The sequence below is a fragment of the Streptomyces sp. PSU-S4-23 genome (assembly GCF_055632315.1).
In genome coordinates, this window is sequence record NZ_JBVMUU010000002.1 from 1,428,737 (window position 1) to 1,450,303 (window position 21,567).

Annotated in this window: 21 protein-coding genes; 11 read left to right on the forward strand and 10 right to left on the reverse strand. The window is 72.6% G+C overall.

What is annotated here, in order from left to right; genetic code table 11:
• Positions 1-214: 214 nt before the first annotated feature.
• The gene (locus ACZ79I_RS07325; RefSeq protein WP_471495255.1) at positions 215-775 is read right to left on the reverse strand and encodes a BMP family ABC transporter substrate-binding protein; all 561 of its coding nucleotides are present in this window, start codon (positions 773-775) and stop codon (positions 215-217) included.
• A gap of 445 nt (positions 776-1,220) precedes the next feature.
• Here ACZ79I_RS07325 and polX point away from each other — a divergent pair, with 445 nt between their 5' ends.
• Entirely contained in the window at positions 1,221-2,948 is a 1,728-nt protein-coding gene (polX, locus tag ACZ79I_RS07330) for a DNA polymerase/3'-5' exonuclease PolX (protein WP_471495257.1), read from the forward strand.
• A gap of 8 nt (positions 2,949-2,956) precedes the next feature.
• On the opposite strand, the gene ACZ79I_RS07335 is transcribed toward polX, so the two are convergent.
• Positions 2,957-4,090 carry a CapA family protein gene (locus ACZ79I_RS07335; protein WP_471495259.1) on the reverse strand — a complete coding sequence of 378 codons (1,134 nt, stop codon included), beginning with the start codon at positions 4,088-4,090 and terminating at the stop codon, positions 2,957-2,959.
• A 190-nt stretch (positions 4,091-4,280) separates the two neighbouring features.
• On the opposite strand from ACZ79I_RS07335, the gene ACZ79I_RS07340 reads away from it, so the two are divergent.
• Positions 4,281-5,081 carry a ribosome hibernation promotion factor gene (locus tag ACZ79I_RS07340; RefSeq protein WP_471495261.1) on the forward strand — a complete coding sequence of 267 codons (801 nt, stop codon included), beginning with the start codon at positions 4,281-4,283 and terminating at the stop codon, positions 5,079-5,081.
• Positions 5,082-5,129: 48 nt separating this feature from the next.
• Positions 5,130-5,369 (forward strand): hypothetical protein, encoded by a 240-nt coding sequence (locus ACZ79I_RS07345; RefSeq protein WP_471495263.1) that lies wholly within the window; start codon positions 5,130-5,132, stop codon positions 5,367-5,369.
• A 124-nt stretch (positions 5,370-5,493) separates the two neighbouring features.
• Here the strand turns inward: ACZ79I_RS07345 and ACZ79I_RS07350 are convergent, their stop codons facing one another.
• Both ACZ79I_RS07350 and ACZ79I_RS07355 read right to left on the reverse strand, forming a co-directional pair.
• Positions 5,494-6,804, reverse strand: a complete 1,311-nt coding sequence (locus ACZ79I_RS07350; RefSeq protein WP_471495265.1) for a phosphoribosyltransferase family protein — start codon at positions 6,802-6,804, stop codon at positions 5,494-5,496.
• 12 nt (positions 6,805-6,816) lie between these two features.
• The gene (locus tag ACZ79I_RS07355) at positions 6,817-7,128 is read right to left on the reverse strand and encodes a dsRBD fold-containing protein (protein WP_381080661.1); all 312 of its coding nucleotides are present in this window, start codon (positions 7,126-7,128) and stop codon (positions 6,817-6,819) included.
• 192 nt (positions 7,129-7,320) lie between these two features.
• Here ACZ79I_RS07355 and ACZ79I_RS07360 point away from each other — a divergent pair, with 192 nt between their 5' ends.
• Positions 7,321-7,704: a YchJ family protein gene (locus ACZ79I_RS07360; RefSeq protein WP_471495267.1), complete on the forward strand. Its 384-nt coding sequence runs from the start codon at positions 7,321-7,323 to the stop codon at positions 7,702-7,704.
• Positions 7,705-7,719: 15 nt separating this feature from the next.
• Here the strand turns inward: ACZ79I_RS07360 and ACZ79I_RS07365 are convergent, their stop codons facing one another.
• Entirely contained in the window at positions 7,720-8,421 is a 702-nt protein-coding gene (locus tag ACZ79I_RS07365) for a FadR/GntR family transcriptional regulator (protein ID WP_471495269.1), read from the reverse strand.
• 141 nt (positions 8,422-8,562) lie between these two features.
• Here ACZ79I_RS07365 and ACZ79I_RS07370 point away from each other — a divergent pair, with 141 nt between their 5' ends.
• On the forward strand, positions 8,563-9,105 hold the full coding sequence (locus ACZ79I_RS07370) for a gluconokinase (RefSeq protein WP_471495271.1): 543 nt from the start codon (positions 8,563-8,565) through the stop codon (positions 9,103-9,105).
• 106 nt (positions 9,106-9,211) lie between these two features.
• The gene (locus ACZ79I_RS07375) at positions 9,212-10,609 is read left to right on the forward strand and encodes a GntP family permease (RefSeq protein WP_471495273.1); all 1,398 of its coding nucleotides are present in this window, start codon (positions 9,212-9,214) and stop codon (positions 10,607-10,609) included.
• 349 nt (positions 10,610-10,958) lie between these two features.
• Here the strand turns inward: ACZ79I_RS07375 and ACZ79I_RS07380 are convergent, their stop codons facing one another.
• From ACZ79I_RS07380 to ACZ79I_RS07400, 5 genes are all read right to left on the reverse strand, one after another.
• On the reverse strand, positions 10,959-11,603 hold the full coding sequence (locus ACZ79I_RS07380) for a cytochrome b/b6 domain-containing protein (RefSeq protein WP_471495275.1): 645 nt from the start codon (positions 11,601-11,603) through the stop codon (positions 10,959-10,961).
• Entirely contained in the window at positions 11,587-12,360 is a 774-nt protein-coding gene (locus ACZ79I_RS07385) for a molybdopterin-dependent oxidoreductase (RefSeq protein ID WP_471495277.1), read from the reverse strand. Before ACZ79I_RS07385 ends, ACZ79I_RS07380 begins: the two co-directional genes overlap by 17 nt.
• 194 nt (positions 12,361-12,554) lie before the next feature.
• Positions 12,555-14,105, reverse strand: a complete 1,551-nt coding sequence (locus ACZ79I_RS07390) for an APC family permease (protein WP_471495279.1) — start codon at positions 14,103-14,105, stop codon at positions 12,555-12,557.
• A gap of 58 nt (positions 14,106-14,163) precedes the next feature.
• A complete protein-coding gene (locus tag ACZ79I_RS07395) occupies positions 14,164-15,117 on the reverse strand; it encodes a hypothetical protein (protein WP_471495281.1) in 954 nt (317 codons plus the stop codon).
• A gap of 177 nt (positions 15,118-15,294) precedes the next feature.
• A complete protein-coding gene (locus ACZ79I_RS07400) occupies positions 15,295-16,950 on the reverse strand; it encodes an FAD-binding dehydrogenase (protein WP_471495283.1) in 1,656 nt (551 codons plus the stop codon).
• 305 nt (positions 16,951-17,255) lie between these two features.
• Here ACZ79I_RS07400 and ACZ79I_RS07405 point away from each other — a divergent pair, with 305 nt between their 5' ends.
• The 5 genes from ACZ79I_RS07405 (at position 17,256) to ACZ79I_RS07425 (ending at position 21,509) form a co-directional block, all read left to right on the forward strand.
• Positions 17,256-18,149, forward strand: a complete 894-nt coding sequence (locus ACZ79I_RS07405; protein WP_471495285.1) for a DMT family transporter — start codon at positions 17,256-17,258, stop codon at positions 18,147-18,149.
• A 48-nt stretch (positions 18,150-18,197) separates the two neighbouring features.
• Entirely contained in the window at positions 18,198-18,719 is a 522-nt protein-coding gene (locus ACZ79I_RS07410) for an NUDIX hydrolase (RefSeq protein WP_471495287.1), read from the forward strand.
• A 126-nt stretch (positions 18,720-18,845) separates the two neighbouring features.
• Positions 18,846-19,142 (forward strand): hypothetical protein, encoded by a 297-nt coding sequence (locus ACZ79I_RS07415; RefSeq protein ID WP_471495289.1) that lies wholly within the window; start codon positions 18,846-18,848, stop codon positions 19,140-19,142.
• A gap of 124 nt (positions 19,143-19,266) precedes the next feature.
• Positions 19,267-20,289 carry a phosphotransferase family protein gene (locus ACZ79I_RS07420; RefSeq protein WP_471495292.1) on the forward strand — a complete coding sequence of 341 codons (1,023 nt, stop codon included), beginning with the start codon at positions 19,267-19,269 and terminating at the stop codon, positions 20,287-20,289.
• Positions 20,290-20,294: 5 nt separating this feature from the next.
• A complete protein-coding gene (locus tag ACZ79I_RS07425; protein WP_471495294.1) occupies positions 20,295-21,509 on the forward strand; it encodes an acyl-CoA dehydrogenase family protein in 1,215 nt (404 codons plus the stop codon).
• Positions 21,510-21,567: the final 58 nt, after the last annotated feature.

Below are 21,567 nucleotides of genomic sequence, written 5' to 3' on the forward strand. Positions count from 1 at the left end.
GACGATGCAGGGCGGGAGACATGGGCAGTCCTTTGTGAACACACGGAAAGAACACAAGCGGGCGTGATGCTTCCCGTGTTGATCACACTCTGACCACAACCAGTCGATCTTCTTACCTGATCCTTACAGCGAAAGGTCGATGGTCACCTGCTTCGTCCAACGAGTCAGGCCGGGCCGCAGGTTGGGCGTGCGGCATCGAGTGCGGATCGGTGGATCAGGACGAAGCGGTCAGTCCGGCCACCATCTCGCGCACTCGTTCACGCAACCGGGCCCGGTCCCCCTCGCTCACCACCGAAACGTTGGCCGACGACTGCCCGTCTCCCACCACCACGAAGTGCACGCCCTTCTGATGGGGCGCCACCGCGCGGACCGCCTGCGCCTGCACGGCGCCGACCGAAACCACCACCGAACAGTGCTCCTGCACCAGGGAGTTGACATAGGGGGCCACGTTCGCCTCGGTGTTCGGCCCCGTCGCCGACAGGAAACTCACCCGCGCCCTGGTCGCCCGGGACGCATCCTGCATGCCGGCCCACGCCGGCGCCGCGGGCGCCCCCGGTACGACTCCACGGCTGTCGGTGAGAAGACAGGCGTCCACGTTCCGGTACGTCCGGGCAGTCGGCATCTCCCCTCCGTCATCGGACGGCCACAGGAACACTCCCGCCACCACGGCGGCAAGCACGAGGCCGAGCCCCGCGGCGAAGACGGCCGGGCGCCTGCGGACCGCCTCCGGCAACACCGACCGGTTCAGCCTCGACCATCGGGGTGTCCACTGCATGACTGCGCCTCTCCAAAAGCCCTGGGGCGACCACCGCCCGTGCGGGGGCGAGCATAAAGCAGCCGGTCCAGCTCGGGTCCGGTCTCCCTGCAACCGCGAGGAGGACCGCCGTACGCCGGATCGGCGAAGACGACATGCCGTCAGATTCGGCGCAGCGTGCGCCCGGGAAGCACCGCGGGCACGGCCGCCGTCGATCACGAGGGTGCCGGACAGCTCGGGCGGTGCGTTGATCGTTGCCCGGAACGTGCGCTGCCGGTCATGGGGCGCATCCTGCGCGCGGACGAGACCACCACCCGGATCGGGAGTGTGCGCTCCCGGTCCGGCTCCCCCTCGGACACGATCTTCGACCAGGGGATGTCGCGAGGTGTGGCCCGATGGTCACAGCCCGCGTTCGCGTGTGTCTCCCGGTTGGTCCCTCCCACGTGTCCGTTCCTACACTCGGAGTGTGGGCCGGCCCAACGAAGAGGTCGAAGCGCTCCTTCAGGAGTACGCCGACCTCATCGCGATCACCGGAGGCGACGCCTTCAAGGCGCGCGCCTACGAGAAGGCCGCGCGTGCGATCGGCGGCTACCCCGCCGACGTCTCCCACCTGGACGCCAAGGGACTGCGTGAGATCCCCGGTGTGGGCAAGTCCATCGCGGACAAGGTGACCGAGTACTTCCGCACGGGCACCGTCACCGTGGTCGAGGAGCGCCGGGCGGCGATCCCGGCCGGGGTGCGAGAGCTCATCACGATCCCCACCCTCGGGCCCAAGAAGGCGATGACGCTCTACGAGGACCTGCACATCTCCTCGGTGAACGAACTGGCGGACGCCATACAGGCGGGAGAGCTGGAGGGGCTGAAGGGCTTCGGCAGGAAGACCGAGGAGAACATCCTGCACGGCATCGCGCTGATGCAGCAGGCGGGCGGCCGCATCCTGCTGCACATCGCGATGGACCCCGCCGAGGACATCGTCGCCGAACTCTCCCGGGTGACCGGCTGCCGCCGCTGCACCTACGCCGGTTCCCTACGCCGTATGAAGGAGACCATCGGGGACATCGACGTCCTCGTCGCCGCCGAGCGGTCCCGCCCCTTCATGGACGCGCTCAGCGAGCTGCCGTCCACCGCGGAGGTCATCGCCCACGGCGAGAAGAAGACGTCGATCCGCACGGTGAAGGGCGTGCAGGTGGACCTGAGGGTGCTGCCGCCCGACTCCTGGGGCGCCGGATTGCAGTACTTCACCGGGTCGAAGGCGCACAACATCCGCACCCGCACGATCGCCATCCGCCAGGGGCTGAAGCTGTCCGAGTACGGGCTGTTCGAGGTGGACGGCGGCAAGGCGGTCGCCTCCCGGACCGAGGAGGAGGTCTACGCCCGGCTGGGCCTGCCGTGGATCCCGCCGACCCTGCGGGAGGACCGGGGGGAGATCGAGGCCGGGCTGCGCGGCGAACTGCCCGAGGTGGTGACCGAGCGGGACATCCGCGGCGACCTGCACACCCATACCGACCTGACCGACGGCCTCGCCCCGCTGGAGGAGATGGTGGCGGCCGCCGCCGAACGGGGCTACGCCTACTACGCCGTCACCGACCACGCGCCGAACCTGTACATGCAGCGCATGACCGATGAGAAGATCCTGGCCCAGCGCGAGCGGCTGCGGGCGCTGGACGGCACCCGCCACCGGATGCGGCTGCTGCACGGCACCGAGCTGAACATCGGCCCGGACGGCGAGGTGGACTGGCCGGACGACTTCCTGGAGGGTTTCGACCTCTGTGTGGCCTCCGTGCACTCCCACTTCCACCTCGGCCGCGAGGCCATGACCCGGCGGCTGGTGCGTGCCTGCGAGAACCCGCACGTGAACGTGATCGGCCATCCGACCACCCGGATCATCGGCAAACGGCCCGGCATCGACGCCGACTGGGACGAGGTCTTCGCCGCCTGCGCCCGCACCGGGACCGCGCTGGAGGTCAACGCGCAGCCCGACCGCCTCGACCTGGGCGACGAGGACATCCTGCGCGCCAGGCGGCACGGCGTGAAGTTCGCCGTCGACACCGACGCCCACTCCGTGCTCCACCTGGCCTACCTGCGCTACGGGGTCGGCACCGCGCAGCGGGGCTGGCTCACCGCGGACGACGTGGTCAACACATGGCCGCTGCCCCGGCTGCGCCGGTTCCTGCGCAAGGGCCGGAGCGCATGACGCGCCGGTCACCCGCCGGTCCCCACGCCCCGCAGCGTACGGAGCGTGAGGGTGCCGTCGGGCTCCCGGTCGACGTCGGTGCCGAAGCCCCGGCAGTACCGGCCGAGGGTGGCGTGCAGCCACTCGGTGTCGTCGGGCGAGGGGTGCTCCAGCCGCATCCTGCGCGCCTGCAGGGGCACCATCCGTACGCCCGCCAGCCTGCCGGTGTCCGCCTCCACCGACACCAGGTACAGCAGCCGCAGGTCGTCCCGGTAGTGCTCGTAGCCGCCGATGCCCTCGTAGTCGTCGACCAGGTCGCCGCAGCCGTACAGGACGAGCCGGCCCCGGTGGACCTCCAGGGGGCGCGGGTGGTGCGAGGAGTGCCCGTGCACGATGTCCGCGCCGGCGTCGACGAGGGCGTGGGCGAAGCGGACCTCGCCGCTGGAGACCTCGTAGCCCCAGTTGGGGCCCCAGTGGACCGAGGCGACCGCGATGTCCCCGGGGCGCTTGACCTGGCGCAGGCGGTCGGCGAACGCGGCCGCGGCGGCGGCCGACGGCCTCTCGACGAAGTTGACGCCGGACCGCTCCTCGCCGGCGGCCCAGCCGTGCGGGATCCCGCTGGTGGGCATCCCGAAGGAGAAGACCAGCACCCGTCCGCCCGTGTCCAGGGGAACGATCGCCGGCCGCCTCGCGGCGAGCGCGTCCCGGCCCGCGCCCGCCGTCCGCAGCCCCGCCCCGGCCAGGGCGTCGAGTGTCTCCTCCAGGCCGCGCCGGCCGAAGTCGAGCACATGGTTGTTGGCCAGGACGCACACGTCCGGGCGGGCCGCGGCCAGGCACGGCAGGTTGGCGGGGCTCATCCGGTAGTGGACGCCCTTGCCGGGCGCGAACTCCCCGTCGGCGGTGACGCTGGTCTCCAGGTTGATCACCCGCACGTCGGGCGCGGCGCCGTCCAGGACCTCCAGCGCCTCACCCCAGGGCCAGCGGAAGCCGACGGGCCGGGGAATCGGGCCGTTCGCGTCCTCGGCGAGGTCGACGTAGGCCCGGGCGTCGCGGATGTACCCCTCCCGCAGCGCCGGGTCGCCGGGGTGCGGAAGGATCTGGTCGACGCCCCGGCCGAGCATCACGTCGCCGCCGAGGAACAAGGTGACCGTGCCCTCGTGCATGTTCCCACGCTAAAGCGGTCCCGGGCGGTGTGCGAAGTCCGCGACGGGTGCACCCGTACGGTGACGGCCGACGTCGGTGACGGCCGACGTCACGGCCCCGGCGGCGACGAGGCCGGGGACCTTCGGCCCTCCACATCCCACTGATCGGCGACAAGTCTGGAAGGTGACACCTTCCAGCACAGGAGGCGCCATGAAGCGATCGGCACCACAGCAGGCTCCCGACATCCAGGTGGAGGCCCAGGGCCAGATGCCGCCGGACGCGACGGAGTACGCGCGGGAGAAGGTGGGGGCTCTCATCGAACGGACCCGTGAACCGGTCCTGTTCGCCCGGGTCAAGCTGACCCGCATGGCGAATCCCGCCATGCAGCGCCCGGCGGTGGCCCAGGCCAACCTGGACGTCAACGGGCGCCTCGCCCGGGCGCATGTCGCCGCCCCGACGATGACGGAGGCCGTCGACCTGCTCCAGGACCGGCTCTCGGAGCGCCTGCAGCGGCTTGAGCGGCACTGGGAGGCCCGCCGCGGACGGATGCCCGTCCCTGAGCCGCACGAGTGGCGGCACGGCAGCGAGCGCGCCCAGCGGCCTGACTACTTCCCGCGTCCGGCCGAGGAGCGGCAGGTCGTGCGGCACAAGTCGTTCTCCCTGGCCCGGGAGACGCTGGACGAAGCGGCCTTCGAGATGGAGATGATGGACTACGGCTTCCACCTGTTCACCGACATCGACACCGGTGAGGACTGTGTGGTGTACCGGGGCGGCCCGACCGGCTACCGGCTCGCCCTGGCACACCCCCACAACCCACCGGTCGACGGCGCGGCCGTGCCGCTGACCGTGAGCGAGATACCCGTCCCCCGGATGAGTGTGGACGAGGCGAAGCAGCGGCTGGACATCAGCGGGTTCCCGTTCGTGTTCTTCACCGACGAGGCCACAGGACGCGGAAACGTCCTGTACCACCGCTACGACGGCCACTACGGCCTGATCACGCCCGTCGAGTAGCCACCCGGTAGCCACCCGGCCTGCCATCGCCAGACAAGGAGGCCCGACATGACGCACCACTCCAGCGAACCGGACACCGAGACCCGCGCCGCCGCTTCCGGCGCGGAGACGCCGCTGAGCCCGGAGGCCCGGCTGAGCCGACTGGAGTCGCAGGTCGCGACGCTGGCCGGCGCCGTCCGGGCGCTGGCCCACGGACTGGAGAACGTCCCCGCCGAGGACACCCCGCCCGAGGAGGCGGCCAAGGGAGCCCGGCTGGCTCATGAACTCCTGCTCTCGCAGGGCCTTTAGGTCACCCGCCCCTGATCGCGCCGTCCGCGCCCGTTCCGGCCCCCGTGGGGGCCGGAACGGGCGCGGACGGCAGACGCGGATGGGTGCCGTCGTCAGACGGTGCCGTCATCAGACGGTGCCGTCATCAGACGTGGGCGGGCGCCATGTGGTCGGTGAACCAGTCGCGGGCCAGGTCGGTCACCGCCTCCAGCGCTCCGGGCTCCTCGAACAGGTGCGTGGCGCCGGGGACGACCGCGAGCCGGTTCTCACAGCGCAGCCGGGCCTGTGCCTGCCGGTTGAGGTCGAGGACGGTCAGGTCGGCGCCGCCGACGATGAGCAGCGTGGCGGCGGTGACGGCGGGCAGCCGGGGCCCGGCCAGGTCGGGCCTGCCCCCGCGGGAGACGACGGCGGCCACGGACGCCTCCGGTTCGGCGGCGGCCCACAGGGCGGCGGCCGCCCCGGTGCTGGCGCCGAAGTAGCCGATGGCGAGCCCTTCCGCCTCGGGCTGCGCGCGTAGCCAGCCGGTGGCGCCGGTGAGCCGTCCGGCCAGCAGACCGGTGTCGAACACGTTGGCCCGGTCGCGCTCCTCGTCCTCGGTGAGCAGGTCGAACAGCAGCGTGCCGAGCCCGGCCCGGTTCAGGCCCTCGGCGACGAACCGGTTGCGCGGGCTGTGCCGGCTGCTGCCGCTGCCGTGCGCGAAGAGCACGATCCCGTCCGCGTCCTCGGGCACGGTCAGCCGCCCCCGCAGCCGGGTGGGCCCGGCGGTGATCTCCACCTCCCGGTCGCGGGGTCCCGCGGCACCGGCGGCCGCCGCATGGGGGCGCCGCGCCGCCCGCTCCAGGCAGGCGACGACCTCCTCGTCCTCGACCTGGGAGAAGTCGGCGTAGAACTGGCCGATCGCGAAGAAGTCCCGCGGCGTGTCGAGGCAGATCAGTTCGTCGGCCTCCCCGCTCAGGCGCGCGGTCCAGTCCCGCGGCGCGACCGGGACCGCCAGCACGATGTGCGCGGCCCCGCGGGCCCGGGCGATCCGGCATGCCGCCCGTGCGGTGGATCCCGTGGCGACCCCGTCGTCGACCACCACCACCGTGCGCCCCTCGATGCGGGCCGGTGGCCGGTCGCCGCGGTAGCGCCGGGCCCGCCGTGCCAGCACCTCGCGCTCGCGCTCCTCGACCTGTGCCAGTTCCCCGGGCGTGACGCGGGCCTCGCGCATCACCACGTCGTTGATCACACGCACGCCGTCCTCGCCCAGCGCCCCCATCCCCAGCTCCGGCTGGTAGGGCACGCCGAGCTTCCGGACGAGGCAGACGTCCATCGGTGCGCCGAGGGCTTCGGCGACCTCCAGGGCTACGGGGACTCCGCCCCTGGGCAGCCCCAGCACCACGACGTCCTTGCCCATGAGGTGCTGGAGGCGGGCGCCCAGTTGCCGTCCCGCTTCGCGACGATCCATGAAGAACACGATTCAGCCTCCTCATTCCCGAGGAAACCAGAGCGGGATCGGCTGGGCGCTCTCCGGCGCCCCGACCGCTCTGATGTCGCCTGCGGCGGCACGCAGCAGTTGCCGGCCCAGCAGGATCAGGGCCCGTCCGGCGGCCAGTTCGTCACCGATCTCGGGCACCGCCCGGTCGTACGGGTTGCGGTGGGCCTCCGCGCGGCTCTCCAGCAGGTTGTCACCGGTGTCCAGGACGACCCGTGCGGTGGTGTCCGGGTCGCGTTCGGAAAGGTACAGGCGCAGCGTCCACTCCTTGGCGGACGGAGGCCGGCTGCCGTCGGCTCGAGTCATCTTCCGTCCCTCCTCATGCCGCAGCGAGGCAACGGGACACAGGGGCTGTGCGGCCTTCTTCCACTGTGACTCGGATGGGCGCGTACCGCATGGGCGGGCGGTTTCCGGCCGTGCGGGACCGGGGTCATTGCCGGCCGTGGGCGGGGCGTGGCCGCGGGCCGGCCGGCGGCGGCCCCCGTGCCGGTGGGCACAATGGCGGTCATGACCACGCGTTCCTGCCCGTGCGGGCTGCCCGAGGCGTACGAGAACTGCTGCGGCCGCTTCCACTCCGGTGCCGCCCTCGCCCCGACCGCCGAGGCGCTCATGCGGTCGCGGTACAGCGCCTTCGTGAGGTGCGACGCCGGGTATCTCCTGCGCACCTGGCATCCGCGCACCCGGCCGGCGCGGATCGACCTCGATCCGGGGATGCGGTGGACGGGGCTGGAGGTGCTGGGGACGACGGACGGCTCGGCGTTCCACACCACGGGGACCGTGACCTTCCGGGCCTCCTACCGCGGTGGCTCGCTGCACGAGCGGAGCCGCTTCGCGCGGGTCGACGGGGCCTGGGTGTACGTGGACGGGGACTTCCCGGAGTGAGCCGGGGCGGCGGGCTCAGGGGGCCAGGATGTCCAGCTCGTGCAGTGCGCCCACGGTGATCTCGCGGGTCAGCCGCTCCGCGCGGGCCGCGTCGCCCTCCCGTACCGCCTCCGCGAGCTGGACATGCAGGGTGACGGCCGCCGGGTCGGGGTCCTCGAACATGACGTCGTGACGGGTGCGGCCCGAGAGGACCTCCGCGACGACGTCCCCGAGGCGGGCGAACATCTCGTTGCCCGAGGCGTCCAGGATCACCCGGTGGAAGGCCACGTCGTGGAGGAGGTACGCCTCCAGCCTGTGGCCTCGTGAGTTGGCGACCATGCCGAGCGCGCACTCGGTGAGCCGGGCGCACTGCTCGGAGGTGGCGTTGCGCGCGGCCAGGCCCGCGGCCACCGGTTCGACCGCCGAGCGCAGCACGGTCAGCGAACGCAGCTGCCGCGGGCGGTCGGAGCCGGCCAGCCGCCACCGGATGACCTGGGGGTCGTAGACGTTCCACTCGGACCTGGGGCGGACCGTCACGCCCACCCGGCGGCGGGACTCCACCAGGTGCATCGACTCCAGGACACGCACCGCCTCGCGCATCACGGAGCGCGACACCTCGAAGTGCTGGGCGAGTTCGTCCGTGCGCAGGACACTGCCCGGCGGGTATTCACCCGCGGTGATGGCGGGGCCCAGGGTGTCCAGTACATGGCCGTGCAGCCCCCGGCCCGGTGTGGTCATGCACTCAGCGTACGAGGCGGATCACGCAACACAAAAGTCAGATTTATTTGTCGCGGAGTCTTGAATTCGTCCTACCTAATCGGCTTCAGTGACGTCCGACATCAGATGTGGACGAGGACGAAGACAGACAGCGAGGCAGCGATGAGCACCCCCCACGTCGTCGTGGTCATGGGCGTCGCGGGCACCGGCAAGACCACGATCGGTCCCCTGCTCGCGGCCCGGCTCGGCGTTCCGTACGCCGAGGGCGACGACTTCCATCCCCCGGCCAACGTCGCCAGGATGGCGGCCGGGATTCCGCTCGGCGACGAGGACCGCCGGCCCTGGCTGGACGCCATCGGCGCCTGGGCGCACGGGCGGGCGGGGCTCGGCGGGGTGGTCAGCTGCTCGGCGCTGAAGCGGGCGTACCGCGACCGGCTGCGGGCCGCCGCTCCCGGCATCGTCTTCGTTCACCTCGCGGGCGACCGCTCGCTCATCGAGGACCGGATGGCGCACCGGCGGGGGCACTTCATGCCCACGGCGCTGCTGGACTCCCAGTTCGCCACGCTCCAGCCGCTGGGGCAGGACGAGGCGGGGGTCGTGGTGGACGTCTCGGGCAGTCCCGAGGAGATCACCTCCCGCGCCCTCGACGCGCTGCGCGACCTGGAGCGGCCCTCCCCCGGGTCCTCCCCCCGCTCCTCGCGGTAGCCCCCTCTCCCCCGCGCGGCCCGTCCTCCTCCCCCCGAGGGGCGCCGCCGCGCGGACCCTCCCCACCCGAAACCGAGAGTCCCTCTCCTCACCCAAGGGAACACCCGTGACCAGACTCAGCGTCGAGATGCTGGCAGCGGACCCCGTCGAGCCGATCACCTCGGCGGGACACGCTCAGCTGGGCATCGCGGTACTGGCGGGCATCGCCGTCATCGTTCTGCTCATCACCGTGTTCAAGCTCCACGCCTTCCTCGCCCTGACCATCGGCTCGCTCGCGCTCGGCGCGTTCGCGGGGGCACCGCTCGACAAGGCGATCACCAGTTTCAGCACCGGCCTCGGCTCGACCGTCGCCGGTGTGGGCGTCCTGATCGCGCTGGGCGCGATCCTCGGCCGGCTGCTCGCCGACTCCGGCGGCGCCGACCAGATCGTCGACACGATCCTCGCGAAGGCGGGGGGCCGTGCGATGCCGTGGGCGATGGTGCTGATCGCCTCGGTGATCGGCCTGCCGCTGTTCTTCGAGGTCGGCATCGTGCTGCTGATCCCGGTCGTGCTCATGGTCGCCAGGCGCGGCAACTACTCGCTGATGCGCATCGGCGTCCCGGCGCTCGCGGGCCTGTCCGTGATGCACGGTCTGGTCCCCCCGCACCCCGGCCCGCTGGCTGCGATCGACGCGGTCAAGGCCGACCTCGGTGTGACGCTGGCGCTCGGCGTGCTGGTCGCCATACCGACGGTGATCATCGCCGGCCCGCTGTTCTCGAAGGTCGCCGCCCGCTGGGTGGACGCCCCGGTCCCGGCCCGGATGGTCCCTCCGCGCGCCTCCGGGGAACCGGAGCGGCGGCCGGGCTTCGGCGCGACGCTGGCCACCGTGCTGCTGCCGGTGGTGCTGATGCTGTCCAAGGCACTGGTCGACGTCGTCGTCGACGACCCGGCGAGGATGGTGCAGCGCGTCTTCGACGTGATCGGCTCCCCCCTGACAGCCCTGCTCGCAGCCGTGGTCGTGGGCATCTTCACGCTGGGCCGCCCGGCCGGGTTCGGCAGGGAGCGGATCTCGGGGATCGTCGAGAAGGGACTCGCGCCGATCGCGGGCATCCTGCTCATCGTCGGCGCGGGCGGCGGCTTCAAGCAGACGCTGATCGACTGCGGCGTGGGCCAGATGGTCCTGGACATATCCAAGGACTGGTCGATACCCGCGCTGCTGCTGGCCTGGCTGATCGCGGTGGCGATCCGGCTGGCGACCGGCTCCGCCACCGTGGCCACCGTCTCGGCGGCCGGTCTGGTCGCGCCGCTGGCCGCCGGCATGTCGACCACGCACACCGCCCTGCTGGTGCTGGCCATCGGCGCGGGCTCCCTCTTCCTGAGCCATGTCAACGACGCCGGGTTCTGGCTGGTGAAGGAGTACTTCGGGCTGAGCGTCGGGCAGAACCTGAAGACCTGGTCGGTCATGGAGTGCATCATCTCCGTGGTCGCCGGGGGCCTGGTCCTGCTGCTGTCCCTCGTCCTCTAGAGGACCTCTGGAGGCACCCGGTCACAGCGGGCGCCCCACCGGCGAGCCGAGGATGCCGCGGCGGCGATCAGGTCGTCGGTCGCCGCCGTGATCCGCGTGCTCCCTCACGAGCCCGTCCAGGCGTTCCGGCCACCCGCCCGCCGGGCCGACGTTCCCGTCGCCGGCACCGGGCAGCACGATCTCCGGGACGGCAGGCGTTCGAGCCCGGCGGACAGCGGGCAGCGGGACCCGGAACCGTCGCACGACCCGGACGCCGGAGCTCCGGCGGGGGCCGAGCGGGCCGCTGGCCGGGGCGTCGCCGACGGCCACGACGCGCAGGGAGCGGCCCGCGCTGTCCCGGCCGTGGCCGCTAGGGCCTGTTCTGAGGGCGCCACAGCGGGTGCTCCCGCTCCGCCCACGACCGGCTGACCAGCCCGGTCCGCAGCCCCCGCCGTGCCTCCGGGTCGCCGAGGGCCATGCCGATGTGGCCGGCGACGACCACGCCGATCGTCAGGGCGAGCCAGTCGTGGACGAACGTCGCGGACGTGCGCCACACCAGGGGCGTGAGACGGGTGAACCACATCAGCAGCCCCGTGCCGAGCATCACCAGGGTGGCGCCCGCGATCCAGGCCGCGTACGTCTTCTGGCCCGCGTTGAACTTGCCGGCGGGCCGGGACGCACGGCGGTGGTCGCGGCGCAGGGCCGCACGCAGCCACAGCCGGTCGTGCGGCCCCCAGCGGTTGAGATGCCCGAGATCCGCGCGGAAGGCGCGGGAGACCAGGCCCGCCAGCACCGGCAGGGGCAGCAGCAGCCCCGCCCACTCGTGGATGCGGACCACCAGTTCGCGGCGCCCCACCAGCTCCGCGAGGGCGGGGATGTAGAGGCAGGCCGCGGTGGCCACGCACACGCCCATGAGCGCGGCCGTCGCGCGGTGGACCCAGCGCTCGGCGCGGGTGAAGCGCCGCACCCGGGCCGGGGCGGAGACGGGGTGCGGGGCGTCAACTCGTGGGGGCATCGTCCCGCCCGTTCGACCGGCCGACCCACGCGTCGACGTCGTAGCCGCGTTCCTCCCAGTAGCCGGGGCGGACGTCCCGGGTGACGGTGATGCCGGAGAGCCACTTCGCGGACTTGTAGAAGTACATGGGGGCGACATAGAGGCGGACCGGGCCGCCGTGGTCGTGGCTCACCGGCTTGTCCCGCATCGTCAGCGCGACCAGCACGTCGGCGCGGCGCGCCTGGTCGAGGGTGAGGCTCTCGGTGTACGCCCCGTCGAAGCAGGTGAAGCGCACGGCGCCGGCGGAGGGGCGGACGCCCGCCGCGTCCAGCAGCGTCGCGAGCCGTACGCCCTGGAACGGGGTCTTCGGCACCCGCCAGCCCGTGACGCACTGCACGTCGTGCACGAGCCGGGTCTGGGGCAGGGCACGCAGGTCGGCGAGGGTGTACGTGGCCGGGTGGTCGACCAGGCCGTCCACGGTGAGGCGGTAGTCCCTCTCGCCCCGGTGCGGGACGGACGCGGTCACGGAGTAGTAGCGGAAGCCGCCGCCGTTGGGCAGCAGACCGGTCAGCCCGGTGGGGTCCTTGCCGGACACGCTGCCCAGGAAGGACTCCAGGCCGCGCTGGAGCGTGGGCGCGGCCACGACGCCGAGTGCGCCGAGTCCGAGGGTGCCCAGCAGCACCCGGCGGCCGATCGGGGTGCCGTCCGCCGCCGGGCCGGGCGTCTCCCGGTCCGCGGGGCCCGGTGCGTCCCGCTCTTCGGGTCGTTCAGCGTTCACCCCACGATTCGAGCACCCGTCGCCCCTTCGGGGCCAGGGGTGACGGGTGCCCGTCAGAATTCCGTAACCACTTCTCACCCGGTTCCCGGGCGGGGTGTGGTGCGCCCCCGGGAACCGGACGGAGGCGTGCCACGGGGGGCGGGCACCGTGCCCGGCGGGCCGCGCCGGGGGCTCCGGGCCGCCTCCGCGCCGGCCTACGCCGCCGACTCCGCGGCCTTGTCCAGCTGGAACGCCTCGTTGCCCAGGCCGATACGGGCGTGCGCCTCGGGTCTGCGGGAGCGCAGCACCAGCCCCTGGACCAGACCGAGCACGAGGGCCACCCCGATGACCGCCGGGAGCAGCCGGCCGAGCGCGGAGTCCGGGCCCGTACCGACCAGGACGTCGAAGTCCTTGACCGTGTAGCCGACGATCACGAGGAGCGCCAGACCGGACGCCGCGGAGGTCGCGAGCCGCCATGCCTGCGCACGGGCGGAGCCGCGGCGGGCGAAGAAGACGATCACCGAGACGGAGGCGGCCACCATCAGCACCGTGACGCCGAGCGCGCCGACGCTGCCGAACCAGGTGAACAGGTGCAGCACGGGCGCGGTCGGGTCGCCGTCCGGCTTGTCGTCGGCGACCGCGAAGGCGATCACGACCGCGGCGGACACCGCGCTCTGCAGCAGGGAGCCCGTGCCGGGGGCCCCGCCGGCGCCGGTCGTGCGCCCGAAGGCGGCGGGCAGCAGGCCCTCGCGGCCCATGGCGAACGCGTACCGGGCGACGACGTTGTGGAAGCTGAGCATCGCCGCGAACATGCCGGTGACGAACAGCACGTGCAGCACATCGGTGAAGGTGTGGCCGAGCAGGGACTCCGTCAGCCAGAACAGCAGGCCCGCGCTCTGCTCGCGGGCGGCCGGGACGATCCCGGAGGGCCCGGCGGCGACCGTCAGCGCCCAGCAGGTGATCGCGAAGAAGACGGCCACGAAGCCGACCGCGAGGAACATCACCCGCGGCACCAGCAGATGCGGGCGGCTGGTCTCCTCGGCGTAGACGGGGGCCTGTTCGAAGCCCAGGAAGGCCGCCACGCAGAAGCAGAGCGCGGTGCCGACGCCGGCACCGGTGAGGGTGCCGGGGTCGAAGGCGTGCAGCGACAGGCCCTCCGCGGCCGGGTTCGCGACGGCCGCGATGTCGAAGAGGACGACGAGGGCCACCTCGATCAGCAGCAGCACGCCCAGCACGCGCGCGTTGACGTCGATCTTCAGCCGGCCGAGCACTCCGACGACGAGGACGGCGGCCAGGGCCGGGATCCACCAGGCGACCCGGGCGTCCAGGTAGGTGGCGAACAGGCCGGAGACCTCGAAGCCGAAGATGCCGTAGATGGCGAACTGCAGCGCGCTGTAGGCGACGAGGGCGACCGCGGCGGCGGCCGCGCCGCAGGTGCCGCCCAGGCCGCGGGAGATGTAGGCGTAGAACGCGCCCGCGTTGTGGACATGGCGGCTCATCTCCGCGTAGCCGAAGGAGAAGAGGCCGAGCACCAGGCCGAGGACGACGAAGAGCAGGGGCTGTCCGACGACGCCCATCACCCCGAATGTGGTGGGCATGACACCCGCGACCACCATGAGGGGGGCGGTCGCGGCCAGCACGGACAGCAGCAGTCCCGCCGTGCCGAGCCGGCCGGCGCGCAGGGCGCGCTCCTGCCCCTTGAAGGTGCTGATGGTGCCGCCGCCGTCGGCGGCCGGTCCGCTCCTGCTGGCACTGCCGGTCGTCATCGCGCGATGGTCCTTTCGGTGTCTCTTGCGGGGGACTGGGGATCTCCGCGGCCGGCGTTCACATCATGCCCAGCGCGTGCTCGCGCGCGGCGTGGAAGGCCCGGTACGGGTCGCGGTCCGGGTACGACCACGGCGCCGGGGTCGCGTACGGGCCGATGCGGTGGAACAGGGCGGCGGCCTCGGCGCCCCGGCCCTCGCAGTACTTGGCGTGGGCGAGGAAGTTGAGGTCCACGTGGCGGCGCGGGTGGTCGTCGCGCTCCCATTCCAGCCACCAGTCGAACGCGGCCTTCATCACCTGGCGGGCCCGCCGCCCCACCCAGTGGCCGGAGGCGACGGGGTCGGCGGGTTCGCTGCCCGCGGCGGCCAGCACACGGTAGCGCTCGGCGTGCGCGACGACCGGAAGGATGGCGAGCGGCGAGTCCGCGGGAGCCTGCTCGGCGGCCCAGCCGGCGAAGTCGTAGACCTCGTGCAGCGGGTCCTGCCCCAGGTCGGCGCGGCGCTCGGCGAGCCGGGCGACCATCAGGTGGTGGGCGTGGTGATGGTCCGGGTAGCGGGCGCGGACCTCGTCGAAGAGGCGCACCACCTCCTCCTCGGTGCCGAGCGACCGTTCGAGGATCAGCAGTCCGAGCCAGGGCGTCGGGTCCTGGGGGGCGAGCCCGGCCGCGGCCCGGCACGCCTCGCGGGCCGTGTCCGCGCGCTCCTTGCCCCACAGCGCGCGGTGGACGGTGGCATGGGCGACGAGGACGGAGGCGCAGGGCGACTCAGGCTCGGCGAGCTGCCAGTCGCGCGCCCAGGCGAGGGCGGTGGGCTCCTGCGCGAGAACGGTGACGCGGTGCCCACGGCGGTCCCAGTCGTCACGGGTCGCGGCGAGCAGGGCGCGGACGATGGCCCATCGCCCCCGGGCCAGCGAGGTCCGGGCGGCGACGAGTTCGGCGTCGTCGAGCGCGGCGTCGAAGACGTGGGCCGCGCGTTTGCGGCCACGGCCGAACGCCGCTGGGGGTGGGGGTGGCACCGCGGGACAGTCCTTACAGAACGCGGCTCGTCAGGGGGCGGTCACGCACAGCAAACCCTCCGCCGACGGCGCGCGTCAAGGGCCGACCTGTTGGGCTACACGTGTCAAGTGCCCATCGCCGCAGAGGCGTTGAACACGCGTCGGCTCGATGCACCGCTGGTGCCCGCCGAGTGGCGGCTAGCCGACCGCCTGCGCCGCCGCCCGTCCCGCCGTGCGCCCCGAGAACAGGCAGCCCCCGAGGAACGTGCCCTCCAGGGAGCGGTAGCCGTGCATCCCGCCGCCGCCGAACCCGGCCGCCTCACCGGCCGCGTAGACACCCGGGAGCGGATCGCCGCCCTCGCTGAGCACCCGCGAGGAGAGGTCGGTCTCCAGGCCGCCCAGCGTCTTTCGGGTGAGGATGTTGAGGCGTACGGCGATCAGCGGGCCCGCCTTGGGATCGAGGATGCGGTGCGGGGCGGCCGTGCGGATCAGCCGGTCGCCGAGGAACCTGCGGGCGCCGCGCATCGCCGTCACCTGGAGGTCCTTGGTGAAGGGATTGAGGATCTCCCGGTCGCGCGCGACGATCTCGCGGCGCAGCGCGGCCTCGTCGATGAGCGGCTCCTCGGTGAGCGCGTTCATACCGCGCACCAGGGCCCCCAGGTCCTTCTCGACGACGAAGTCGGCGCCGTGGTCCATGAACGCCCTGACCGGGCCGGGCACGTCCGCGCGGGCCCGCCCGATCACGTCCCTGACCGACCTCCCGGTGAGGTCGGGGTTCTGCTCGGAGCCCGAGAGCGCGAACTCCTTGCCGATGATCTTCCGGTCGAGCACGAACCACGTGTGGTCGTACCCGGTCCGCATGATGTGCTCCAGGGTGCCGAGGGTGTCGAAGCCGGGGAACAGCGGCACCGGCAGCCGCCGGCCGCGGGCGTCGAGCCAGAGCGAGGAGGGCCCGGGCAGGACACGGATGCCGTGGTTGTCCCAGACGGGGTTCCAGTTGTGCAGCCCCTCGGTGTAGTGCCACATGCGGTCGCGGTTGATCAGCCGGGCGCCCGCCCCCTCGGCGATGCCCAGCATCTTGCCGTCGACGTGTGCGGGCACGCCGGAGACCATCCGCTCCGGCGGGCTGCCGAGTCGCTCGGGCCAGTTCGCACGGACCAGGTCGTGGTTGCCGCCGATGCCGCCCGTGGTGATGACCACCGCCTGGGCCCTGAGCTCGAAGGCGCCGGTGACCGTGCGGCTGCTGGCCCTGCCCCGCTCCGCGGCCGAGGGCTCCAGGATCTCGCCGGTGACCGTGTCGACGGCGCCCGCGCTGCGCGACAGCCCCGTGACGCGGTGGCGGAACCTCAGCTCGACGAGGCCGCGGGCGGCCCCCGCCCGCACCCGCCGCACGAACGGCTCGATCAGACCGGGACCCGTCCCCCAGGTGATGTGGAAGCGGGGGACGGAGTTGCCGTGCCCGGTGGCGTCGTAGCCGCCGCGCTCGGCCCAGCCGACCACCGGGAAGAAGCGCACGCCCTGCCCGTGCAGCCAGGCCCGCTTCTCACCGGCCGCGAAGTCGACGTACGCCTTGGCCCACCTGCGCGGCCAGTGGTCCTCGGGGCGGTCGAACGCGGCCGTGCCCATCCAGTCCTGGAGGGCGAGCGCATGGCTGTCCCGGATCCGCAGCCGGCGCTGTTCGGGAGAGTCCACGAAGAAGAGGCCACCGAAGGACCAGAACGCCTGGCCGCCCATCGACTGCTCCGGCTCCTGATCGAGGAGGATCACCTTCCGGCCGGCGTCCACCAGCTCCGCGGCCGCCGTCAGTCCGGCGAGGCCCGCCCCGATCACGATGACATCAGCGTCGTAGGCCATGCGCCCGTCCTCTCGCCGCGACCGGCAGTCGGTACGTTGTCCGTGTTGTTACTGACGGGTCAGATCCTTCGACAGGAAGAGTGACCGCGTCAACCGGCTGTTTCCGGGTACTCGCGGTAGCGGTCGCCACGTTCGTCCCCGTTCCGGGGCGGCTGCGCGGCCACCCGGTACGAACGGCCCGGGGCGTCACCCGGGCGGCCGGGGCCTGCCGGGAAGCGGCCAACCACGGGCAGGCCACCATGCGGAGCGCTACAGTCGGCGTGATACGCATCCCGTGACCCCGCTGAATCATTGAGGTACGCAGCGTGTCGGTACTGGTTCTGGCTCTCGCCGTGAGCGCGGCCGTCTGTCTGGGCACCGGATTCGTGCTGCAGCAGAACGCCGCCCAGCAGGCGCCGCTGAGCGACTTCCTCTCTCCCAGGCTGCTGCTGGACCTGATGAGGATGCCCCGCTGGCTCGCCGGCATCGGTCTGATGGTCGCGGGCATGGTCCTCAGCGCGGGTGCCCTGGCCAACGGCGAGATCTCCGTGGTCGAGCCGCTGGTCGCCACGAACCTGCTGTTCGCCCTGGCACTGTCCCGCCAGCAGACCAGGCAGCCGCTGGGCCGTCAGGGCTGGGCGGGGCTCGCGCTGCTCGCCGGCGGCGTCACCGCGTTCCTGCTCGCGGGCCAGCCCGAGGGCGGCAACGCCATCACCAACCCCCTGCGGCACTGGCTGATCATCGGTGTGGTGGTCGGGCTGGCGCTGCTGCTGACGACGTGTGCGAAGAAGTCCCGGCTGATCACCGGACCGGTGCTGCTGGGTCTGGCGGCGGGGCTCCTGTACGGCGTGCAGGACGCGCTCACCCGGGTCAGCGGGCAGCGGTTCGCCCAGGGCGGCTGGGCGGAGCTCATCACCGGCTGGCAGCCGTACGGCGTGCTGGTGCTCGGGGTGGCGGGACTGATCCTGGTGCAGAGCGCGTTCGAGACGGCACCGCTGCGGATGTCCCTGCCGGCCCTGACCGCGGCCCAGCCGCTGGCCGGGATCCTGTGCGGGGTGGGCTTCCTCGGCGACCGGCTGCGCACCGACGCGGGTGCGCTGGCCTGGCAGGCGGCCGGCCTGGCGGCGATCGTCGCCGGCATCGTGCTGCTGGGGATGCACCCCGCCATGCCGCGGGGCACGGGGGCCCCGCAACGGCAGAAGGATCTCCAGCCGGGCTGACCGGCACCGCCGCCCGCGGTCCCGGGGCGGGGCTGGTTGGATGGGCCCATGAGTGCCGCCGACGAACTCCTCGACATCGTGGACGAGAACGACAGGGTCATCGGGCAGTCGCCGCGCGGCGAGGCGTACGCGCGCGGATTGCGCCACCGGTGTGTGTTCATCCAGGCGCGGGACGCCGAAGGCCGGATCTTCGTCCACCGCCGCACACCCACCAAACTGGTCTTCCCCTCCCTGTACGACATGTTCGTCGGCGGGGTCGTCGGGGCGGGCGAGACGTACGACGCCGCCGCCCTGCGGGAGGCCGAGGAGGAGCTCGGCGTCAGCGGGCTGCCCCGGCCCGAGCCGCTCTTCAAGTTCCTGTACGACGACGGGGCAGGCCGGACCTGGTGGTCCTCCGTCTACCGGGTCCGCTGCGAGCTGCCCGTCAGCCCCCAGGCCGAGGAGGTCGCCTGGCACGGCTTCCTGCCCGAGGACGAGGTGGAACGCCGTCTGTCCGACTGGACCTGGGTGCCGGACGGGCTCGCGGCGTACGAGCGGCTGAGAGCGCACCACCGCCGCGCCACGGGCTGACGGACGCCGTGTCGCCGGGCGCACTCGGCGTACACGGACGGCACACATGCCCGATAAGCCTGAAAGACCCCGCTTCGTCCCGTTAGCCTGGGCCACCACCGCACCACATCTCCGAAGGTGAGCGCCATGAGCACCCTCCACCGGGAACACACCGCGCACGAGCACAGCCACGGGCCGGCCTGCGGGCACGACGCGGTACCGCACGGGGACCACGTCGACTACGCGCACGACGGGCACCTGCACCGCGAACACGGCGGCCACTGGGACGAGTGCGAGCCCAGCGGACACATCACGCACGAGGGCCACGACCACCGGCACGGCGAGGGCTGCGGCCACCGGCGGGTCCGGCACGGGGACCACGTCGACTACCTGCACGACGGGCATCGGCACGCCGAGCACGAGGGCCACTGGGACGATCACTGACGCCGGTCCGGTCGGCGCCACGGGGACCCCGTGGCGCCGATCACGTTCGCTCCACCCACTGGACGACATACCGACCGGTCGGCATCATGGTGCCCGTCACGTTTCCACGCATGTAGGAGCCATGATGAGCCCAGATCACCCGCCGGGTCTCGATCTCGACCGGTTGCGCGGCCTGCTCGACACCGAGCGGCCCGGCCTGGTGACCGGCCCCCTCACCGGCCGGCTGATCGAGGGCGGGCGGTCGAACCTCACGTACGCCGTGTCGGACGGCACCACCCAGTGGGTCGTCCGGCGTCCGCCGCTCGGGCATGTGCTGGCCACCGCGCACGACATGAAGCGCGAGCACCGGGTGATCAGCGCACTGTACCCAACGGCCGTCCCGGTGCCGCGCCCGGTGCTCCTGTGCGAGGACGAGTCGGCCCTGGGCGCGCCCTTCTACGTCATGGACTTCGTCGAGGGCACCCCCTACCGCACCGCCGAGCAGCTGGCCCCGCTCGGCCCGCAGCGCACACGGGACGCGGTCCTCGGCCTGGTCGACACGCTGGTCGAGCTGCACGCGGTGGAGCCCGCCTCGGTCGGTCTGGAGGACTTCGGCCGCCCGGAGGGCTTCCTGGACCGTCAGCTGCGCCGCTGGGGCAAGCAGCTGGACGCCTCCCGCAACCGCGAGCTGCCCGGCATCGACGAGCTGCACTCGGCTCTCGGCCGGGAACTGCCCCCCTCGCCCGCGGCCACCGTGATCCACGGCGACTACCGCCTGGACAACGTGCTGCTCGGCGAGGACGACCGCATCGCGGCCGTCCTGGACTGGGAGATGTCCACGCTCGGCGACCCGCTCACCGACGTGGGTCTGCTGGTGATGTACAGCGTGCCGCTCCGGCTGCCGAACTCCCCCATCTCCACGACCGCCTCGGCCGCCGGGCACCCGGACCCGGCCGAGCTGGTCGAGCGGTACGCCGCGCGTTCCGGGCGCGACGTCGCCGCGGTCTCCTGGTACACGGCGTTCGCCTGGTTCAAGCTCGCCGTGATCCTCGAGGGCATCCACTACCGCTACACGCTCGGCCAGACGGTCGGCGCGGGCTTCGACCGCATCGGCGAGCTGGTGCCCCTGTTCGTCGAGCACGGCCTCACCACCCTTCAGGAAGGCTGACCGCCATGCATTTCGCGTTCGACGCGCGCACCGAGGAACTGCGCGCCAAGCTGCTCACCTTCATGGACGAGTATGTCTACCCGGCCGAGCCGGTCGCCCACGAACAGCGTGCGCGCCTCGCCTCGCCGTGGGACACGCCCGCGATCGTCGAGGAGCTGAAGGCCGAGGCCCGCCGTCAGGGCCTGTGGAACCTCTTCCTGCCGGACGCCGAGCACGGCGCCGGGCTCACCAACCTCCAGTACGCCCCGCTCGCGGAGATCACCGGCCGCTCTCCGCAGCTCGCGCCGACCGCGCTGAACTGCGCGGCACCGGACACGGGCAACATGGAGGTGCTCGCGCAGTTCGGCGACGAGCGGCAGAAGAAGCAGTGGCTGGAGCCGCTGCTGGCGGGCGAGATCCGCTCGGCGTTCGCGATGACCGAACCCGAGGTGGCCTCCTCGGACGCCACCAACATCGCCACGCGCATCGAGCGGGACGGCGACGAGTACGTCATCACCGGCCGCAAGTGGTACGCCTCCGGGGCGATGAACCCGGACTGCAAGATCTTCATCGTGATGGGCAAGACCGACCCGGACGGTCCCGACGTCCACCGCCAGCAGTCCATGGTGCTGGTCCCGCGCGACACGCCCGGCGTCGACGTCGCCCGCGCCATGCAGGTGTACGGCTACGAGGACCACTACCACGGCGGCCACGCCGAGGTCGTCTTCGACCACGTGCGTGTGCCGGTGTCGAACCTGATCGGCGAGGAGGGCGGCGGCTTCGCCATCGCCCAGGCCCGTCTCGGTCCCGGGCGCATCCACCACTGCATGCGGCTGATCGGCATGGCCGAGCGGGCGATCGAGCTGATGTGCCGGCGGGCGGTCTCGCGTACGGCGTTCGGCAGGCCGCTGGCCCAGCAGGGCGTCGTCCACGGCTGGATCGCCGACGCGCGCGTGGCCGTCGAGCAGCTGCGGCTGCTGGTCCTGAAGACCGCGTGGATGATGGACACGGTCGGCAACAAGGGCGCCCACACCGAGATCCAGGCCATCAAGATCGCCACCCCCCGCACGGTCGTCGACATCATCGACAAGGCGGTCCAGCTGCACGGCGCGGGCGGTGTCAGCCAGGACTTCCCGCTGGCCGAACTCTGGGCCGCGGCCCGGACGCTGAAGATAGCGGACGGTCCGGACGAGGTGCACCAGCGGTCGCTGGCGCGGCGGGAACTGAGGAAGTACCTGTGAGCGCGGGGCCGGTACGGGCGCCTTCCGGCGCGCGTACCGGCCCTGCTCGCCCGCTCAC